The organism is Cribrihabitans marinus (assembly GCF_900109035.1).
GTDB classification, from domain to species: domain Bacteria; phylum Pseudomonadota; class Alphaproteobacteria; order Rhodobacterales; family Rhodobacteraceae; genus Cribrihabitans; species Cribrihabitans marinus.
Genome location: NZ_FNYD01000022.1, coordinates 1 through 15,517, shown reverse-complemented (window position 1 = coordinate 15,517; position 15,517 = coordinate 1). Strand labels below are relative to the sequence as shown.

At 60.0% G+C, this 15,517-nt stretch carries 16 protein-coding genes and 3 pseudogenes; 15 read left to right on the top strand and 4 right to left on the bottom strand.

The window, feature by feature from the left end; translation table 11 throughout:
* Positions 1–81: 81 nt before the first annotated feature.
* Positions 82–192 (bottom strand): annotated as a pseudogene (locus BMX57_RS19965) (IS66 family transposase); the annotation flags it as partial.
* Positions 193–250: 58 nt separating this feature from the next.
* The gene (locus tag BMX57_RS19960; protein WP_092371599.1) at positions 251–1,219 is read right to left on the bottom strand and encodes a LysR family transcriptional regulator; all 969 of its coding nucleotides are present in this window, start codon (positions 1,217–1,219) and stop codon (positions 251–253) included.
* A 137-nt stretch (positions 1,220–1,356) separates the two neighbouring features.
* On the opposite strand from BMX57_RS19960, the gene BMX57_RS19955 reads away from it, so the two are divergent.
* The 8 genes from BMX57_RS19955 (at position 1,357) to BMX57_RS19920 (ending at position 8,215) form a co-directional block, all read left to right on the top strand.
* Positions 1,357–2,133: a transporter substrate-binding domain-containing protein gene (locus BMX57_RS19955; protein ID WP_092371596.1), complete on the top strand. Its 777-nt coding sequence runs from the start codon at positions 1,357–1,359 to the stop codon at positions 2,131–2,133.
* A 184-nt stretch (positions 2,134–2,317) separates the two neighbouring features.
* The gene (locus BMX57_RS19950) at positions 2,318–2,965 is read left to right on the top strand and encodes an amino acid ABC transporter permease (protein ID WP_092371593.1); all 648 of its coding nucleotides are present in this window, start codon (positions 2,318–2,320) and stop codon (positions 2,963–2,965) included.
* 12 nt (positions 2,966–2,977) lie between these two features.
* On the top strand, positions 2,978–3,634 hold the full coding sequence (locus BMX57_RS19945; RefSeq protein WP_092371590.1) for an amino acid ABC transporter permease: 657 nt from the start codon (positions 2,978–2,980) through the stop codon (positions 3,632–3,634).
* A gap of 16 nt (positions 3,635–3,650) precedes the next feature.
* Positions 3,651–4,421: an amino acid ABC transporter ATP-binding protein gene (locus BMX57_RS19940; protein WP_092371587.1), complete on the top strand. Its 771-nt coding sequence runs from the start codon at positions 3,651–3,653 to the stop codon at positions 4,419–4,421.
* On the top strand, positions 4,418–5,770 hold the full coding sequence (locus BMX57_RS19935; protein WP_092371584.1) for an aminotransferase family protein: 1,353 nt from the start codon (positions 4,418–4,420) through the stop codon (positions 5,768–5,770). Before BMX57_RS19940 ends, BMX57_RS19935 begins: the two co-directional genes overlap by 4 nt.
* Before the next feature lie 10 nt (positions 5,771–5,780).
* Positions 5,781–6,707 (top strand): 3,5-dioxohexanoate:acetyl-CoA acetone transferase, encoded by a 927-nt coding sequence (gene kce / locus BMX57_RS19930; RefSeq protein ID WP_092371581.1) that lies wholly within the window; start codon positions 5,781–5,783, stop codon positions 6,705–6,707.
* A gap of 3 nt (positions 6,708–6,710) precedes the next feature.
* Positions 6,711–7,193, top strand: coding sequence for a GNAT family N-acetyltransferase (locus BMX57_RS19925; RefSeq protein ID WP_092371578.1), 483 nt, complete (start codon positions 6,711–6,713; stop codon positions 7,191–7,193).
* Positions 7,190–8,215, top strand: coding sequence for a histone deacetylase family protein (locus BMX57_RS19920; RefSeq protein WP_092371575.1), 1,026 nt, complete (start codon positions 7,190–7,192; stop codon positions 8,213–8,215). Before BMX57_RS19925 ends, BMX57_RS19920 begins: the two co-directional genes overlap by 4 nt.
* A gap of 72 nt (positions 8,216–8,287) precedes the next feature.
* On the opposite strand, the gene BMX57_RS20955 is transcribed toward BMX57_RS19920, so the two are convergent.
* Positions 8,288–8,650, bottom strand: coding sequence for a hypothetical protein (locus tag BMX57_RS20955; protein WP_244892211.1), 363 nt, complete (start codon positions 8,648–8,650; stop codon positions 8,288–8,290).
* On the opposite strand from BMX57_RS20955, the pseudogene BMX57_RS20950 reads away from it, so the two are divergent.
* Positions 8,562–8,786, top strand: a pseudogene (locus BMX57_RS20950) (integrase core domain-containing protein); the annotation flags it as partial. The gene BMX57_RS20955 and the pseudogene BMX57_RS20950 overlap by 89 nt on opposite strands.
* 238 nt (positions 8,787–9,024) lie before the next feature.
* Here BMX57_RS20950 and BMX57_RS19910 read toward each other — a convergent pair.
* A complete protein-coding gene (locus tag BMX57_RS19910) occupies positions 9,025–9,960 on the bottom strand; it encodes a LysR family transcriptional regulator (RefSeq protein ID WP_092371572.1) in 936 nt (311 codons plus the stop codon).
* Between the two features lie 101 nt (positions 9,961–10,061).
* Here BMX57_RS19910 and BMX57_RS19905 point away from each other — a divergent pair, with 101 nt between their 5' ends.
* From BMX57_RS19905 to BMX57_RS20945, 6 genes and pseudogenes are all read left to right on the top strand, one after another.
* Positions 10,062–11,252 (top strand): CaiB/BaiF CoA transferase family protein, encoded by a 1,191-nt coding sequence (locus BMX57_RS19905; protein ID WP_092371569.1) that lies wholly within the window; start codon positions 10,062–10,064, stop codon positions 11,250–11,252.
* Positions 11,249–12,193 (top strand): hydroxymethylglutaryl-CoA lyase, encoded by a 945-nt coding sequence (locus tag BMX57_RS19900; protein ID WP_092371565.1) that lies wholly within the window; start codon positions 11,249–11,251, stop codon positions 12,191–12,193. The genes BMX57_RS19905 and BMX57_RS19900 overlap by 4 nt, the downstream gene beginning before the upstream one ends.
* A gap of 28 nt (positions 12,194–12,221) precedes the next feature.
* Positions 12,222–13,220: a TRAP transporter substrate-binding protein DctP gene (gene dctP / locus BMX57_RS19895; protein ID WP_092371562.1), complete on the top strand. Its 999-nt coding sequence runs from the start codon at positions 12,222–12,224 to the stop codon at positions 13,218–13,220.
* Positions 13,221–13,316: 96 nt separating this feature from the next.
* Positions 13,317–13,754, top strand: coding sequence for a TRAP transporter small permease subunit (locus tag BMX57_RS19890; RefSeq protein WP_092371559.1), 438 nt, complete (start codon positions 13,317–13,319; stop codon positions 13,752–13,754).
* Entirely contained in the window at positions 13,751–15,037 is a 1,287-nt protein-coding gene (locus tag BMX57_RS19885; RefSeq protein WP_092371556.1) for a TRAP transporter large permease, read from the top strand. The genes BMX57_RS19890 and BMX57_RS19885 overlap by 4 nt, the downstream gene beginning before the upstream one ends.
* A 6-nt stretch (positions 15,038–15,043) precedes the next feature.
* Positions 15,044–15,512, top strand: a pseudogene (locus BMX57_RS20945) (DDE-type integrase/transposase/recombinase); the annotation flags it as partial.
* Between the last annotated feature and the right edge of the window lie 5 nt (positions 15,513–15,517).

The window sequence follows — 15,517 nt, the reverse complement described above, 5'->3', positions numbered from 1 at the left end:
CGTCCATTTTGCCGTCCAGTCCTCTGCCTAATCTCGACAGCAGGACTCGCACAGACAGCCTCAGAGCGGCAGGAGGGGATCGGCGAGGCGCTTACCGCCGACCTCGTGTCCGGCGAAGAGTTCATTCTTTCGCGTCAGGGCAATTTTTCTGATCTGGTTCTCGACCGGGTTGGTATCCAGCTCCAGCCGGCCCTAATCGCGGGGGAAGGTCAAACTGGTCAACAACTCGGTGAAGGAAACCAGACTGGTCTCAGGATGGTTGCATTCCGTAGGTGCGCTCTTCAATCCCAACTTTGGTCATCTCCAAGGACAGCGCAGCGAGAAAGGAGGCCTCTGCTTCTGTGTATCTGCGCGTGGGGTTGCTGATTAGAAATATGCTGACGAGAGGCAGGTTTTCGTAGGGAGGAAGCTGGCGGATGTGCCCCGCTACAACATCCTGCCTGGCGACATGCACGGGAAGCGCACCGATTCCGATATTCGTCATGATCATGCGGCGTATCTCGTTCAGACTCGACGACACGCCCCGCCAATGTGGTGAGAGCTTCAGCCGCGTGCGAAGCTTTGAGATATCTTCCAGCGGACCGCCAAGCGCTTCGGTCTGGAAGGCAACGAACGGTTCGCCCTCCAAATCCTTTGGCGAGATGGTTTCGGCCCGAAACAAGGGGTGGCGCGGCCCGCAATAAAGGCCGAAATATTCGCGATAGAGGACGACATGATTCAGGTTTCTTGGGACCCGCGACAACAAGCAGATCCCGAAACTGGATCGGTTCAGTGAAACCATGGATTCGACGTCTTCGCTTTCGTGCACCGCGAAGGCATAGGTTACGTTCGGATGCGCAACCGCGAAGCGATGCAATACGTCGTCGAAATGGGGGGAGATTACAGAACTCGTGAGCGCAATCGACAAGTGACCGCGCAAGTCGGCGACATCTTCTTCGAGAATGGCCGGAAGCTGAGAGACCGCGCCGAAGATTGTCGTGCATTCGGTGTACAGTGCCTGCCCCGCGCGCGTGACCGAGAACTCGTTGGGTTTGCGCACGACCAGCTGCTTCCCGACAGCCGATTCCAGACGTTTCAGGGCAGCCGATACCGTGGGTTGTTTCAGTCCCAGGAATGCCGCCGCCTTCGATATACCCCTTTGCTCCACAACGACCATGTAAGTGCGCAGCAGGTTCCAGTCGAGGTTCCACGGAAATCGGTTTCGATTGGGCGACTGCATAGATTCTGTCTATATTAAGAATGTCCTATATCTATTTGCGTAATGCCTCTTCACATGCAAGGCTTTTTTCAAGCGGCCTGGTCCGCCAACGATGACCCGAAAGAACCGGGCGCGAGATAACCAACAAGGAGATGAGAATGAACCTTCGCCGTACGTTTCTGAAATCCGCTGTTCTGGCTTCGGGCCTCGTCGCCCTCGGCGTGAACATGGCTGCCGCCGAAGAACTTGAAACACTTAAGGAAAAAGGCGTTATCCGCATCGCGATGTCCGGTGCCTACCCACCGTTCAACTTCGTGAACGATGAAAACCAGGTTGTCGGCTTCGACCCGGCCGTGGGGACCGAGATTGCCAAGCGGATGGGGCTGGAAGCCGAGATCGTGACGACGGCTTGGGATGGAATCATTGGTGGCCTCCTGGCCAACAAGTACGACGCGATTGTCGGGTCGATGACGATCACCGAAGAGCGGGATGAGGTCGTGGACTTCGTAGGACCCTATTATTCCGATAAACGCGCAATTTTTACGCAACCGGGATCGGGCATCGACAGTCTCGAGGATCTCGAAGGCGTCAAGGTCGGGCTGACCCTTGGCGAAACCCACGAGGCCTGGGCGCGCGAAAAGGGTTACGACATCAACACCTACAAGGGCCTGCCGGAACTGCTTCTGGAGCTTGAGAACGGCCGTGTGGATGCAATCGTAAACGACTCGATTGCGGCGATCCTCGCGATGGGTGCCAAGGGCCAGGACTTCGAGATGTTTGCCGACCCAACCACAGAGCCATTCGGTGCCGGTATCGCCATTCGTGAAGGCAACCCTGAACTGGCGGCGGCTATGCAGGCCGCGTTGGACTCCATGATGGAAGACGGCACGTATCTAAAACTCGCTGAAGAGTGGATCGGCGCGGACATTCGCTGAGGTCCTGATCTCGCGTACTTGCCTTTGTTCTGGGGCGTGGCGCGGCGAGGCCATGCGTTTGGCACCCCGCTCGTGCGATCCGCCAGGGCAGTCCCGACAATAGTGGAGCATCCGGTGCCTGTGCACCGGGTGCCTGGCACCGGCAACGCGTTCGGGCGCGTCGCATCAGCAAGGAAAGCCTGACATGGATTTCGACCTGATAGTCAGGGTCTACCCATTCTTCATTGACGCGGCAGGGGTCACGATCCTCCTGTCGGCTTTAACCGCGCTACTGGGCCTTGCATGCGGCGCGCTCGGCGCGGCGGCGCGTCTGTCACGTTTCGCCCTCGCACGGTTCGTGGGCGCGACCTATGTCAGCGTGTTTCGCGGCACACCAGCCTTGATCCAGCTCTTTATCCTTTATTTCGGTGGTCCTCAGATTGGCATTGAACTCGACGCTTTTGAGGCTGGCGTGATCGGACTGGGCATCAATGCCGGCGCCTACATGACCGAGACGATCAGAGGCGCGATCATCTCGATCGACAAGGGCCAGAAAGAGGCTGCCCGAACCCTTGGTCTGAGCCGTTGGCAGGCAATGTACAAAATCATTCTGCCCCAGGCCGCGCGGCTCATGGTTCGCCCCTTGGGCGTGAACCTGAATATGCTGATCAAGGCGACCGCGCTGGTCGCCGCGATCTCGGTGGTCGAACTGACCTACACCGCGCAGCGCTATATCGGATCAACCTACAAACCCTTCGAAATGTTCCTGCTCGCCGGGATCCTCTACATGATCATCATCTATGCAACCGGACGGGCCGTGGCGTGGCTTGACCGTCGCGTGCAGATTACCTGAGGGGGCGGCGTCATGGGTCTCGATTTCACCGTCATCCCAAAACACATCGACATCATCCTGCTCGGTTGCCTGTGGACGATCGCCATCACGGCCGCTGCTGCGCTGCTCAGCTTTTTTGGGGGCATCTTCTTTGCGGTGATCGCGCTTTATGCGCCGGCCGTGATCCGGCTGCCGTTCCGGTTGTTCGAATGGGTCTTCATGGGCACACCTCTGCTGTTGCAGCTGTTCCTGATTTATTTCGGCCTGGTGCAGATCGGTGTGGACCTGCCGGCCTTCGTCGCGGGTGTGATCGGGCTGGGCCTGCATTTTGCCGTTTATAATTCAGAGCTGATCCAGACGGCCATCCTGTCGGTCGACAAAGGCCAGATGGAGGCCGCGCGGACCGTGGGATTGAGCCGCGGGCAGGCGCTGCGCAAGGTCGTCGTGCCGCAGGCCGTGCGCGCCGTGATCCCGCCCATTGGCAACAACATGATCGCTTTGTTGAAAGACAGCGCGCTTGTGTCGGTCATCGGTGTCAGCGAATTGACCCTATCGGCACAGCGCGCCATCGGTGCGACCTACCGGCCGTTCGAGTTCTATATTCTCGCGGCCGCTTTCTACTACGCCATCAACCTCGGCATGGAATGGGTGCAGCGCAAGATCGAGCGCCGCATCGCACTCTCGCGCTGACCTCCGGAGCCTGCCAATGACCGATCATAAGGAATTCGTTCAAATCCGCCACGCGCAGAAATCCTTCGGAGCTCTGGAGGTGCTCAAGGATATCAGCCTGACGGTCGAACGCGGGCAGATCGTGGCCATTATCGGGCCCTCGGGGTCAGGGAAATCCACGCTGCTGCGCGCGATCAACGATCTGGATCCACTGACCGGCGGAGAGGTCTGGCTGGACGGTGTGCAGGTGAACAGGTCACTGCCTTTCAGGCAATATGAAAAGCACATCAACCAGATGCGTCAGGACATCGGCATGGTGTTCCAGCACTTCAATCTCTTCCCCCACATGACAGCCCGCGAAAACGTAACCATGGCACCGAAGATGTTGAAAGGTTTGTCCAAGGATGAGGCCGACGCGCTTGCCCGGGAACAGCTGGATAAAGTCGGGATGCTGGAGCGGATCGACTACTACCCATCCCAGCTTTCGGGCGGGCAGAAACAGCGCGTGGCAATCGCACGCGCCCTTGCGATGAAGCCCAAGCTGATGCTGTTTGACGAGGCGACATCGGCGCTTGATCCGGAACTGGTGGACGAGGTGAACCAGGTCATGAAAAAGCTCGCCGAAGAACACATGACCATGATCATCGTCACCCACGAGATGGATTTCGCCGCATCTGTCTGCGATCGGGTGCTGTTCATGGATCAGGGCGTGGTCGTTGAAGAGGGGCCGCCTGAGGTCGTGTTCAAGTCTCCCGAAAAGGAGCGCACCCGCGCCTTTCTGCGCAAGCATCTGGAAGGTGCAAGATGACGGACACTCAGTCCTACCTGTTCTACCAGACGCGAACCCCGCGCCCTTTCCTGGATCGGGGCGAAGGGATCTACCTCTATGACGAGAGCGGCAAGCGTTACATCGACGCGTCGTCGGGGGCCATGGTGTCGAATATCGGGCATTCGAACCCGCGTGTTCTGGCCAAGATGAAGGCTCAGATGGACAAGGCGACCTTTGGCTATCGCCTGCATTTCCGCACCCACCCATCCGAGGACTTGGCCGCCAAGACCGTCGCCATGACACCAGACGGGCTGGATCGCGTGTTCTTCGTCTCGGGGGGATCAGAGGCCGTTGAGAGCGCGGTGAAACTGGCCCGCCAATGCGCGCTCGCCACCGGGCAGGGGAGACGCCACAAGGTTATTTCGCGCTATCCGTCTTATCACGGTTGCACCTTTGGCGCGCTGGACCTTACCGGGTATGACCCATTGAGAGAACCCTTCGCACCGATGATGGAGGGTATGCCAAAGGTTGCAGCGCCCACCACCTATCTCGATCGCGACGCGCTCAGCGAGGAAGAGCGCGGCATTCGGTATGCAGAGCTTTTGCGCGACAAGATCGAAGAGGCCGGCCCCGACACTGTTCTTGCCTTTCTCATGGAACCAATAGGCGGCGCATCGACCGGCGCTCTGGTCGCGCCCGACAGCTACTACACCCGAATCCGCGAGATCTGTGACGCCTACGGGGTGCTGCTGATTTTCGATGAAGTCATGTCTGGTGCGGGTCGCACCGGCAAGTTCCTGGCGGCGGAACACTGGGGTATCACGCCTGACATCGTGGCCCTGTCAAAGGGCTTTGGCGCAGGTTATGCGCCCTTGGGTGCCATAATTGCGGGCGCGCGGTTGGTGGAGCCGGTTCTGGATTCAGGCGGGTTTCAGCATGGGTTTACCTACGCGGGCAATCCGCTGGCCTGTGCGGCTGGTCTTGCCGTGCTGGAAGAGCTGGAAAACCATAACCTGATCGAAAACGCCGCCCGAATGGGAGAGGTGCTGAAGGCCAAGTTGCAGGCTCTCATGGCGCGCTATCCCATTATCGGCGACGTGCGCGGCAAGGGTCTGCTTCTCGCGTTTGAACTGGTCGCGGATCGGGAGACCATGCAGCCCCTTCCGAAAGACTGGAATGCCCATGCGCGCCTGGTCGAGATCGCTTACGACCTTGGCCTGATCATCTATTCCCGTCGCACGCGCGGGGGGATCGAGGGGGACCACTTTTTGATTTGTCCGCCGCTTGTCATCACCGAACCCCAGATCGACGAGATCATGCACCTGCTGGACACGGCACTCGCCCGCTACGCTGAAGAGATCGCGGCATTGTTCGAAGAAATGGCGTGAAAGGCTGGTTATGTCCAAGATCATCATATCCTGTGCGATCACCGGCTCTATCCACACTCCGTCGATGTCGCCTTACCTGCCTGTCACAGCAGAAGAGATCAGCCGACACGCCATTGATGCGGCCGACGCAGGCGCAGCCATCCTGCACCTGCACGCGCGCGATCCGGACACGGGTCAACCTTCCGCTTCGCCCGCGCATTTCATGGCCTTCCTGCCGCGGATCAAGCAAATGTCGGACGCCGTCATCAACATCTCCACTGGTGGCAGTGCAGTGATGACGCTCGAAGACCGGCTTGCCGCGCCGATGGTCGCCGAGCCTGAGATGTGCTCGCTGAACATGGGCACAATGAACTTCGCGCTGTATCCCGCCGCAGACCGCATCAGCGACTGGATATACGACTGGGAAAGGCCGTTCCTGGAAAACTCTGACGATCTTGTCTTCAAGAACACCCCGCGCGATATCGCAACGATCCTGCGCGAACTCGGTCAAGACCGCAGCGCACGGTTCGAGTTTGAATGCTACGATGTGGGGCATCTCTACATGCTGCGCCATTTCGCGGATCGAGGCCTTGTCGAACCACCGTTCTTCATTCAGTTCGTGTTCGGTGTACTGGGTGGTATCGGTCCCGATCCTGAGAACCTGGCCCATATGAAGCGGATTGCCGACAAGCTTTTTGGGCAGGATTTCGCATTGTCCGTCCTTGCGGCAGGCCGCAATCAGATCCCGTTCGCAACGATGGCGGCTGCGATGGGCGGTCATGTTCGGGTTGGTCTGGAAGACAGTCTTATGATCTCGAAAGGCACGCTCGCACAACGCAATGCCGATCAAGTCGCCAAGATCCGCCGGATTGTCGAAGACCTGGGTCGCGAGGTTGCCACACCTGACGAGGCGCGGGCGATGCTTGGGCTGAAGGGCGCTGAGAAGACGGCGATCTGACCTATGCACACGTACAATATCAGACCTGCGGTCGTGGCCGATTTGACGGCGGTGGAAAGCGCACTCATGTCGTTGTCGCGGGACCTCGAAGATCCATATCGCGCCGGAACCGACGCCTTGCGGCAGGCGCTCTTCGGCGCACATCCTGCGGCTTGGGCGCAGATTGCGGATAGCGCAGCCGTCCCAGCCGGCATCGTGCTTTTCTCACCGGTATTCTCGACCGTTCGAGGCGGGGCTGGCGTTTATGTGTCGGACCTTTGGGTGGACAGTACCGAACGCGGCGACGGTATGGGCCCCGCGCTTTTGCAGAGCGCCGCCGAAAAAGCCGCAGCGATTTGGGGAGCCCGCTTCATGCGCCTTGCGGTTTACCCCGACAATATGCGCGCCCGTGCTCTCTACGACGAACTCGGATTTGAACCGGTCGAAGCGGAAACCGTGATGGTTCTGGCCGGGAAGGCGTTTCAACAGATGCGAGGATACAGATGAAGGCGATATTCGACGACCGACAGTGGAAGCACGACCCGCAGAACTTTATGGCGAATGGCGTGGTGTCCCGTAGTCCGGAACAGCCCGCGCGGATCGAAGTGCTCAAATCCGCGGCAGAGGAGGCCGGTTGCGTCTTTGCTCCTCCTGACGATAACGGGCTGGGCGCCATCGCGGCAATCCACAGCGCGGAATACCTGACGTTCCTCGAAACCATCCACGCTCGTTGGACTCGGATCGAAGGCGCGGCACCCGAGGTCATTCCGAACATTCACCCCGCAAATCGCACCGATAGCTATCCTAAATCGGCGATCGGGCAGGCGGGGTATCATCAGGCCGATACCGCATGCCCGATTGCGGAACACACGTGGGAATCCGCCTATTGGTCGGCGCAAACCGCAATAACCGCCGCCGATCTCGTCGCCAGTGGCGAAACCAGCGTCTACGCGCTGTCACGCCCGCCCGGCCACCACGCTTTTGCCGACCTCGCTGGCGGCTTCTGCTTTCTCAACAACTCCGCAATTGCCGCCGAACGCCTCCGTGCCGCCGGGTGCCGGCCCGCGATCCTTGATGTGGACGTGCACCACGGGAACGGCACGCAGGGGATATTCTATCACCGCAGCGATATCCTCACGGTCTCGATCCACGCTGATCCAGCGCGATTCTACCCGTTTTTCTGGGGCCACGCCCAGGAACGCGGCGAGGGTGATGGCTTGGGGTCAAACCTCAACCTCCCCCTGCCACGCGGTACAGGCGATGACGTCTATCTTGAGACGCTTGATATCGCGATGCGCCAGGTCAAAGCGTTCGGGGCGGACTGTCTGGTCGTTGCCCTCGGGCTAGACGCATCGATCGATGACCCGTTCAAGGGTCTCGCCATCACCGAAGCCGGTTTCAGGCGCATTGGCGCGTGCCTTGCAGAGCCGGGCCTTCCGCTCGCCCTGGTGCAAGAAGGAGGTTATCTCTCTGAAGCTCTCGGTTCCAATCTTACATCGGTTCTGGGTGGAGTGAACGGTCGGATGTGACGGCCAGCTCCTCGACACGTTGCTGACCTGGAAAACATGCCGACAATGACGCCGTAGTTGCTGATCCTCCCCTCAGTGAAGGGGGCCGCCGGTATGTTTGGGAGACCGGAGGATCAGAATGGCGACGAAGCGGCGCAAGCCCGGAGAGATTGTCACGCTTGAGGAGACCGTCTTGCCAGTGGCATGGCGACAGCCGCGGCAACGCGTCAGGTTGAGCTGCTTTTCGGGCCAGGAATGGCGCGGGTGGATGCGGGAGGTCTGCCGGAAGGCCGGGATCAGCTCGGCGACGTTCTTCAACTGGAAGAAGATGTATGCAGGGCTGATGCCTTCCGAGTTGAAGCGGCTCTCGCGGCCGGGAAAACCGACAGACAACGCCTTCATCGAGGCGTTCAACGGGCGGTTCCGAGCGGAATGATTGAACAACCATTGGTTCATGAGCCTTGAAGATGCGGCCGAAGAGTTGGAGGCTTGGCGTAGAGACTACAACGAGGAACGGCCGCACAGCGCCATCGGGAACAAGGCACCGGCGGAACTGATGAAATCAGCGCACGATACCAGCCCGTGCACTTGATCGAAGCGCGGAAACTCTGACAACGGCCGAGGGCGCGTTGGGTAGCACATCACCTCCAAGAGTGTTGAGCGCTTTTGGTATGGATATCTTCTTCTGCCATACATTTCTGATTGGGACATTTTTGAAAACCCGTCATCCGGCGGGTAGGTCGTGCCTGGACCTGGGCGCCGACACTGACGCTGCTGAGCAGGTCACCCCAACCCACCGCGCGCTTCAAACCGCTGGGAGAAGCCGACCATCAACGTGAAAAGTGAATCAGCTGCGTCGCATTCCATTGTTGCGTGTTAACCGCTTCAACCGTCAGATCGATACACAGCTGGCGAATCGCTTCGAACGCGAAGGTGGAAGGGCGATCGCTCAGCTCTCCGATGTAGAGCGTCCTGTTGAGCGTTGGCTTCATGACCGGGCGGGCCACCAGTTTGCCCGCGTCGATGTGTTCTTTTACAATAAACTCCGTGCCCAGCAGGCACCCGACACCGGACAAAAGACACCCCCCGATGGCGGCGATGGAGTTCATTTGGAACTGGGCGCTTTCCTCGATCTGCCGAAGCAGGGACGGGTCATCCATGACCGCTCGGGTGTTCAGGCCCTGGCGCAGGATGATCAGCGGAAGGTCCAACAGGGCTGCAAAGCTGATCGGGCCGCGTCCACCGACGACATCCGGTCGCCCGACCAGGACCACTTCTTCTTCGAGGATCGGTTTGAACCGGAAACGCGAATCCGGAAGCTGGTTGTACGTCAGGGTAAGGTCCACCTCTGACGAGGCGAGTTGTTGCGTGGTCGTGCCGGAGAAGATCTCCGAAAGATGCAGCCGGAGGTGCGGGTAGTCCTGGGAGACGCGCTGCATCAATGGCACCCCGATTGCCTTGACCGCCGAATGCGCAAACCCCACTGCGATTTCACCTGCTACCTCGACTTCTGAATCCTTGATGTCAGCGGTGGCGGCCTGCATGGATCGCAGGATGGCGCGCGCATGTTCATACAATCGCGCCCCCGACGCCGTGGGTCGAACCCCTCTTGGCAGGCGCTCGAACAAGGGTGTGCCAAGATCGGCTTCTAGATTGGCAAGGTGCCTGCTCAGCGCGGAAACCGCGACCCTTTCGCGGTCGGCGGCACGGGCGAGCGCGCCTTCTTCAAAGATCGCCGCAAAGTATCGGAGCTGTCTGCTGTCCACGCTTTCTCGATATCAGAATGATGCTTTGGTAACATTGTAATTCCGCAAAGCAATCTCGTCGAGTACCCTGCAGCAGCGCAAGTTCAAGTGGAGCCAGCCGCGTGCCAGATGAATTCAAACCATTGCGGGATATCCGGGTTGTCGAGATGACCCACATGATCATGGGGCCGAGCTGTGGCCAGATTCTGGCATATCTCGGGGCCGAGGTCATCAAGGTCGAACCCCCCGCCGGTGACAAGACCCGCCACCTGACGGGTATGGGGCGCGGTTTTTTCCCAAGCTTCAACCGCGGCAAACGCTCGATCACGCTGGATCTGAAATCGCCGGCTGGAACGTCTGCGCTGGACAGGCTTCTGGAAACTGCCGACGTCCTTGTCGAGAACTTTCGCGACCAATCGCTTGCCAAGATGGGGTTTGCCCCCTCGGACTTGCGTAACAAGCATCCCAAACTGATCGTGGCGTCCTGCAAGGGTTTCCTTCACGGCCCCTATCAGGACCGGACCGCGATGGACGAGGTCGTCCAGATGATGAGCGGGATGGCCTACATGACTGGCCCGAAGGGCCGCCCGCTGCGCATCGGATCATCGGCGAACGACATCATGGGCGGGCTTTTCGGGGCCCTTGCGGTTCTTGGTGCCCTGATGGAGCGGCATCAGTCGGGACAGGGCCGAGCCCTGCGGATCGGACTGTTCGAAAACTGCCTGATGCTTGTCATGCAACACATGGTCCAATTCGATCTCGATGGGCGTGAACCGGCCCCCATGCCCGAGCGCGAGTTTTCATGGCCGATCTACGACATCTTCGACACGCGCGATCAGCGTCAGATTTTCGTCGGTGCCGTAACCGAAGGGCACTGGCACATTCTGTGCAACGCCATCGGGTTGCAACATCTGCGAAAGGACCCGCGGCTGCAGTCCAAGATGGATCAGATCGAGGCCAGAGACTGGACAATCCCCATTTTCGCCGAAGCCCTGGCAAGGCGCGATTTTGCTGAGCTGATCGAGATCTTTGAGGCGACCGGCATCCCCTTTTCGCCGATCAATCGCCCGGTGGACATGTATCAGGACCCCCACGTCACGCGCCCGGGCGGTCTTCATCACTCGCATCTGCCGGGTGGTCAGGAATTCCGGGCGCCGGGTCTACCCATCGAGGTGGATGGCGCCACACCCCGCCCGGCCTCGCTCGACGTTGCAGATGTCGGCGATGACACGGATGCCGTTCTTTCGGAACTTGGCCTGTCCCCCTCCGAAGCGCAGGCGGCAAGCGGCGCGCTGCAGGCAAAGATGGCATGAGCCCTGCATCCCGAGCATACCCGCCCGACAGGGTCGTTTTGCGCGAAGTCGGCTTGCGCGATGGGCTGCAAATGGTCGAGCACTTCCCGTCCACCACGGCCAAGGCAGACTGGCTGCATCGGGAAAGTGCCGCGGGAGTCCGGCACTTCGAGGTGGGCTCCTTCCTTCCTGCCCACGCGATGCCGCAATTTGCGGATGTGCGAGGGGTCATCGACATTTGCCGCGACCTAGGCGTCCATGCCGCCGCCCTAGCCCTGAATGATCGTGGTGCCGCCGACGCTGTGCAGACACCGCTGAACGAGATCGTCACGGTCGTCTCTGCAACTGAAGAACACAGCCAGGCCAACGCCCGCCGGTCGCAGGCCGACGCCATCGCGCTGGTCGGCAGAACCGTGGAAATGGCGAAAGGTGCAGCCTCGCCGCCCTTGGTTCAGGCGGGCATATCCATGGCCTTCGGGTGTTCGATCGCCGGGGCGGTGCCCTCGGACGACGTCGTGCGGATCGCGGCGGCATGTGTCGAAGCGGGCGCAGACTTGCTAGGGCTTGCAGACACGGTCGGATTTGCAGGCCCCGATCAGGTGACGGACCTTGTTACCCGCGTGCAAAGGGAGCTTGGCGACGTGGTGCTGAGCATCCACCTGCACGACACCCGGGGCATGGGGATCGCCAACGCATCGGCCGCGCTGGATGCAGGCGTGCGGGTCATCGACGGCTCTCTGGGCGGTCTGGGAGGTTGCCCGTTCGCGCCCGGCGCAACCGGGAACGTGGTCTTCGAGGATCTCGTCTACCTGTGCGAGCGAAAGGGCTTTGCGACAGGCATTGATCTGGAACAGCTGATGTCAGTCCGGGACATCGCAGCGACCGCAATGCCGGATGAACCACTATACGGCGCGACGCCACGCGCCGGAGCACCGCGCCAGATCGACTGGCGTGCATCATGAACGACTGGATGACAAAGAGGAGGAGACCATGAACATCCTGAAAACGGCAGCGGCCGCGCTTCTAGCCGCAACGGCACTGGGCAGTGCAGCTCACGCCGAAGCGACGGAAATGCGCTGCAGCCACCAACTGCCGCCTGCGCACCACATCGCAAAGGTGATCGACCGGTGGGCCACCGAAATCGAAACGCTCTCGAACGGGGAAATTGACGTTCAGGTCTTCGGGGCCAACAGCCTTGTCGGGGCGCGGGAAAACATCGCATCGGTGGCCAAGGGCAATATCGAATGCGCATTTTCGATCAACCCCCAATGGGGCAAGACGCTTCCGCTCATGAACGTGACGCTGAAACCCTATGCGGTGACTGATCTGGAAACGCTTGCCGCCTGGCCGGGCAGCGAAGCTGCCGCGTTCCTGGAAGAGAAGCTGCTGGAAAAAGGGGTGAAAAACGCGGTGTGGCTCTTCACGACGCGGATGACGGCAATCACCTCGAAAGGGGCCCCGCTGATCAATCCCGCAGACTTCGAAGGCGTGAAGATTCGCGGGCTGAACCCCGTGGCCGATGCCGGTCTCGTCGCGATGGGAGCCGCGCCTTCTGCCATGTCCGGGTCCAAGGTGTATGAGGCGCTTTCGACCGGCGTCATTGATGCTGGCATGACAGACATCGCCGCAGCCTATTCGCGCAAGTATTTCGAAGTGCAGGATCACGTCACGGTCGTGCCGCTCTTCAGCGTGTTTTTCCATGGCTACCTGAACCCGGATTGGTACAACGGGCTGACCGATGCGCAGAAGGCGGCGATTTCCGAAGCCGGGGCCAAGGCGGCAGAATGGGCGGTTGCGGCATCCGAAGAGGCGTCAGCCTCCGCACCGCAGCAGCTTGAAGAAAACGGGATGACCGTCCACTTCCAGACCTCGGAGGAAACAGCGGCCTGGAAAGAGCTCATGGCGCCGGCCTTTGACGACTCCTTTGGAGGTGCGACCGGTGAGGACGGCGTGAAGCTGCTTGAACTCGTCAGCCAGATCTCCAACTGACGCGTGAAGCTGGACCCCAATACCAAGGCCTCTGAGACCCTTCCGGTCTCAGAGGTGGAGCGCGTAGCGCGCTGGCTTACCCTGTCCGGAGCGAGCTTGGCTGCGCTGCTGGTGCTCATCGTCTTCGGCGTGGTGAGCTACAGCGTTTTCATGCGCTACGTGCTGGGCACGCCGATCACGTTTTCGGACGAACTCAGCGGGTTCATCGTCGTGGCCATGGTCGCTCTCGGCGCGGGCGAGGTGCTGTTGCGGGGCGAGCACTTCGGGGTCGACCTGCTCACCGAACGTGCCGGGCCGCGCACGCAGTGGCTTGTGGACCTATGGGGCATGATCGGCGTGATCCTGGTGGCCTCGGCGATCCTTTACAGCGCCGTGCTCATGGTGCGGTTTTCCTATGATTTTGGGGTCTATTCGGACGGCTACCTGGGCGTTCAGATGTGGATCCCGCAAGGGTTCCTGCTGATCGGCATGATTATCCTGATCCTCGCGGCGCTGGCCCGTATCTTCACTCTTCTGACGGTGCGCCGACCATGATGACATTCCTCATTCTGGCCGGTCTGATCGCGCTTCTGCTGACAGGCATGCCGATCTTTGCGGGCCTTGGCCTGACTTCGCTGATCATCATGCTGCTGACCGAAGGCAACGTGAACAGCGCCGCTGACACGGTTTTTGCCAAGCTGAACAATGGCCTGCTGACAGCCATCCCGATGTTCGCCTTCATGGCGCATGTGATGATCCGCGCGGGCGTCGTGAAAGACCTTTACGACGCGGCCAATGCGATCGTCGGCCATCTTCGCGGCGGACTTGGGGTTGCCACGATCCTGTCCTGCACGATCTTCGCGGCAATCTCGGGCTCTTCCGTGGCCACAGCGCTTACCATCGGATCGACCGCCATCCCCCAGATGAAGCGCTTCAACTACCGCCCAAGCTATTCCTACGGGGTCATCGCGGCGGGTGGGACGTTGGGCATTCTGATCCCGCCGTCCGGTCCGCTCATCCTCTACGCCATTGTCACCGAGGCCTCGATTGGGGCGTTGTTCCTGGCGGGACTGATCCCGGGCATCATGATGGCAACGATCTTTGCGATCTGGGCCATGATCAGCGCGGGATTCGGGGGCGCGGTCGTTGCGCAGCCATTCGCTGGCATGGGTGTCATCTGGGCGCGGATGAAGCAGTCGATCTGGGCACTGCTGATGCCGCCGGTTGTCTTGGGCGGGATTTATCTCGGGGTCTTTACCGCCACCGAGGCGGCTTCGATAGGGTGCCTGTACGCATTGATCATCAGCGTAGTGGTCTACCGGAACTTCGGCCCTAAAGACCTTTGGGTAACGGCGTTCGAGACAGTGCGAACAACCGCGATGCTGTTCATGATCCTTGCGGCTGCAGCGCTCTTCGGTCATGCCGTGACCATCATTCGCCTGCCCATCGAGATCGTCGAACAGGTTACGGCCATCGGCCTCAGCCCAGCCATGTTTGTCGTTGCGGTGATGCTGCTCGTGCTTGTGTTGGGCATGTTCCTCGAAACCATCTCCATCATTCTGATCACCACACCAATTGTCTTTCCGGTCATGCTTGCACTTGGCATCGATCCGATCTGGTATGGCATTTTGTTGATGATCAATCTTGAGCTTGCACTGATCACGCCGCCTGTTGGCATGAACCTTTTTGTCATCAAGGGCATTGCCAAAGCCCCGCTGTCGGACGTTATTCGCGGTGCCTTGCCTTATGCTGCGCTGATGCTTCTCGGTCTGATCATCGTTTTCGGGTTCCCCGCATTGTCGACGTGGCTGCCTAAGGCGGCAGGGTTCGGAGGCTAGATGTGCGTCAAGATCAATGGTGAACATCACTATCTGTGGCGGGCCGTTGATCACGAGGGTGAGGTTATGGAGAGCTTTGTGACCAAGACCCGGGACAAGAAGGCGGCGTTGAAAGTCTTAAAGAAAGCAATGCGTAAGCACGGTCAGCCCGAATTGAATGTGACTGACAGGCTCCGGTCCTGCGGGCGGCCCTGCGCGAAATCTGTGCCGCCCACCGTCAGAAAACAGGCCGATGGATGAACAATCGGGCTGAGAGCTCTCACCCGCCGTTCCGACGACGGGACGGGCGATGCTTCGTTTCCGGCGCATGTGAAGTTTACAGAAGTTTGCCGCCGCCCACGCCTCGATCTTCAACCACTTCAATTTGGAGCGCAGCCTCATCAGTGTAAGCGCCTCGGCGATCCCCTACGCGGCGCGGCTTGACGCGGCCGCAAAGTTCCAGGGCATGAGATCGTCGATGCGGCTTCTGGGATGACCGTC

Coding starts and splice junctions, on each gene's coding strand:
- BMX57_RS19935 (WP_092371584.1), top strand. CDS start 4,418: ATGACGGACACTCAGTCCTACCTGTTCTACCAGACGCGAACCCCGCGC.
- BMX57_RS19950 (WP_092371593.1), top strand. CDS start 2,318: ATGGATTTCGACCTGATAGTCAGGGTCTACCCATTCTTCATTGACGCG.
- BMX57_RS19920 (WP_092371575.1), top strand. CDS start 7,190: ATGAAGGCGATATTCGACGACCGACAGTGGAAGCACGACCCGCAGAAC.
- BMX57_RS19945 (WP_092371590.1), top strand. CDS start 2,978: ATGGGTCTCGATTTCACCGTCATCCCAAAACACATCGACATCATCCTG.
- BMX57_RS19960 (WP_092371599.1), bottom strand. CDS start 1,219: ATGCAGTCGCCCAATCGAAACCGATTTCCGTGGAACCTCGACTGGAAC.
- BMX57_RS19885 (WP_092371556.1), top strand. CDS start 13,751: ATGATGACATTCCTCATTCTGGCCGGTCTGATCGCGCTTCTGCTGACA.
- BMX57_RS19940 (WP_092371587.1), top strand. CDS start 3,651: ATGACCGATCATAAGGAATTCGTTCAAATCCGCCACGCGCAGAAATCC.
- BMX57_RS19925 (WP_092371578.1), top strand. CDS start 6,711: ATGCACACGTACAATATCAGACCTGCGGTCGTGGCCGATTTGACGGCG.
- BMX57_RS19955 (WP_092371596.1), top strand. CDS start 1,357: ATGAACCTTCGCCGTACGTTTCTGAAATCCGCTGTTCTGGCTTCGGGC.
- kce (WP_092371581.1), top strand. CDS start 5,781: ATGTCCAAGATCATCATATCCTGTGCGATCACCGGCTCTATCCACACT.
- BMX57_RS20955 (WP_244892211.1), bottom strand. CDS start 8,650: ATGAACCAATGGTTGTTCAATCATTCCGCTCGGAACCGCCCGTTGAAC.
- dctP (WP_092371562.1), top strand. CDS start 12,222: ATGAACATCCTGAAAACGGCAGCGGCCGCGCTTCTAGCCGCAACGGCA.
- BMX57_RS19900 (WP_092371565.1), top strand. CDS start 11,249: ATGAGCCCTGCATCCCGAGCATACCCGCCCGACAGGGTCGTTTTGCGC.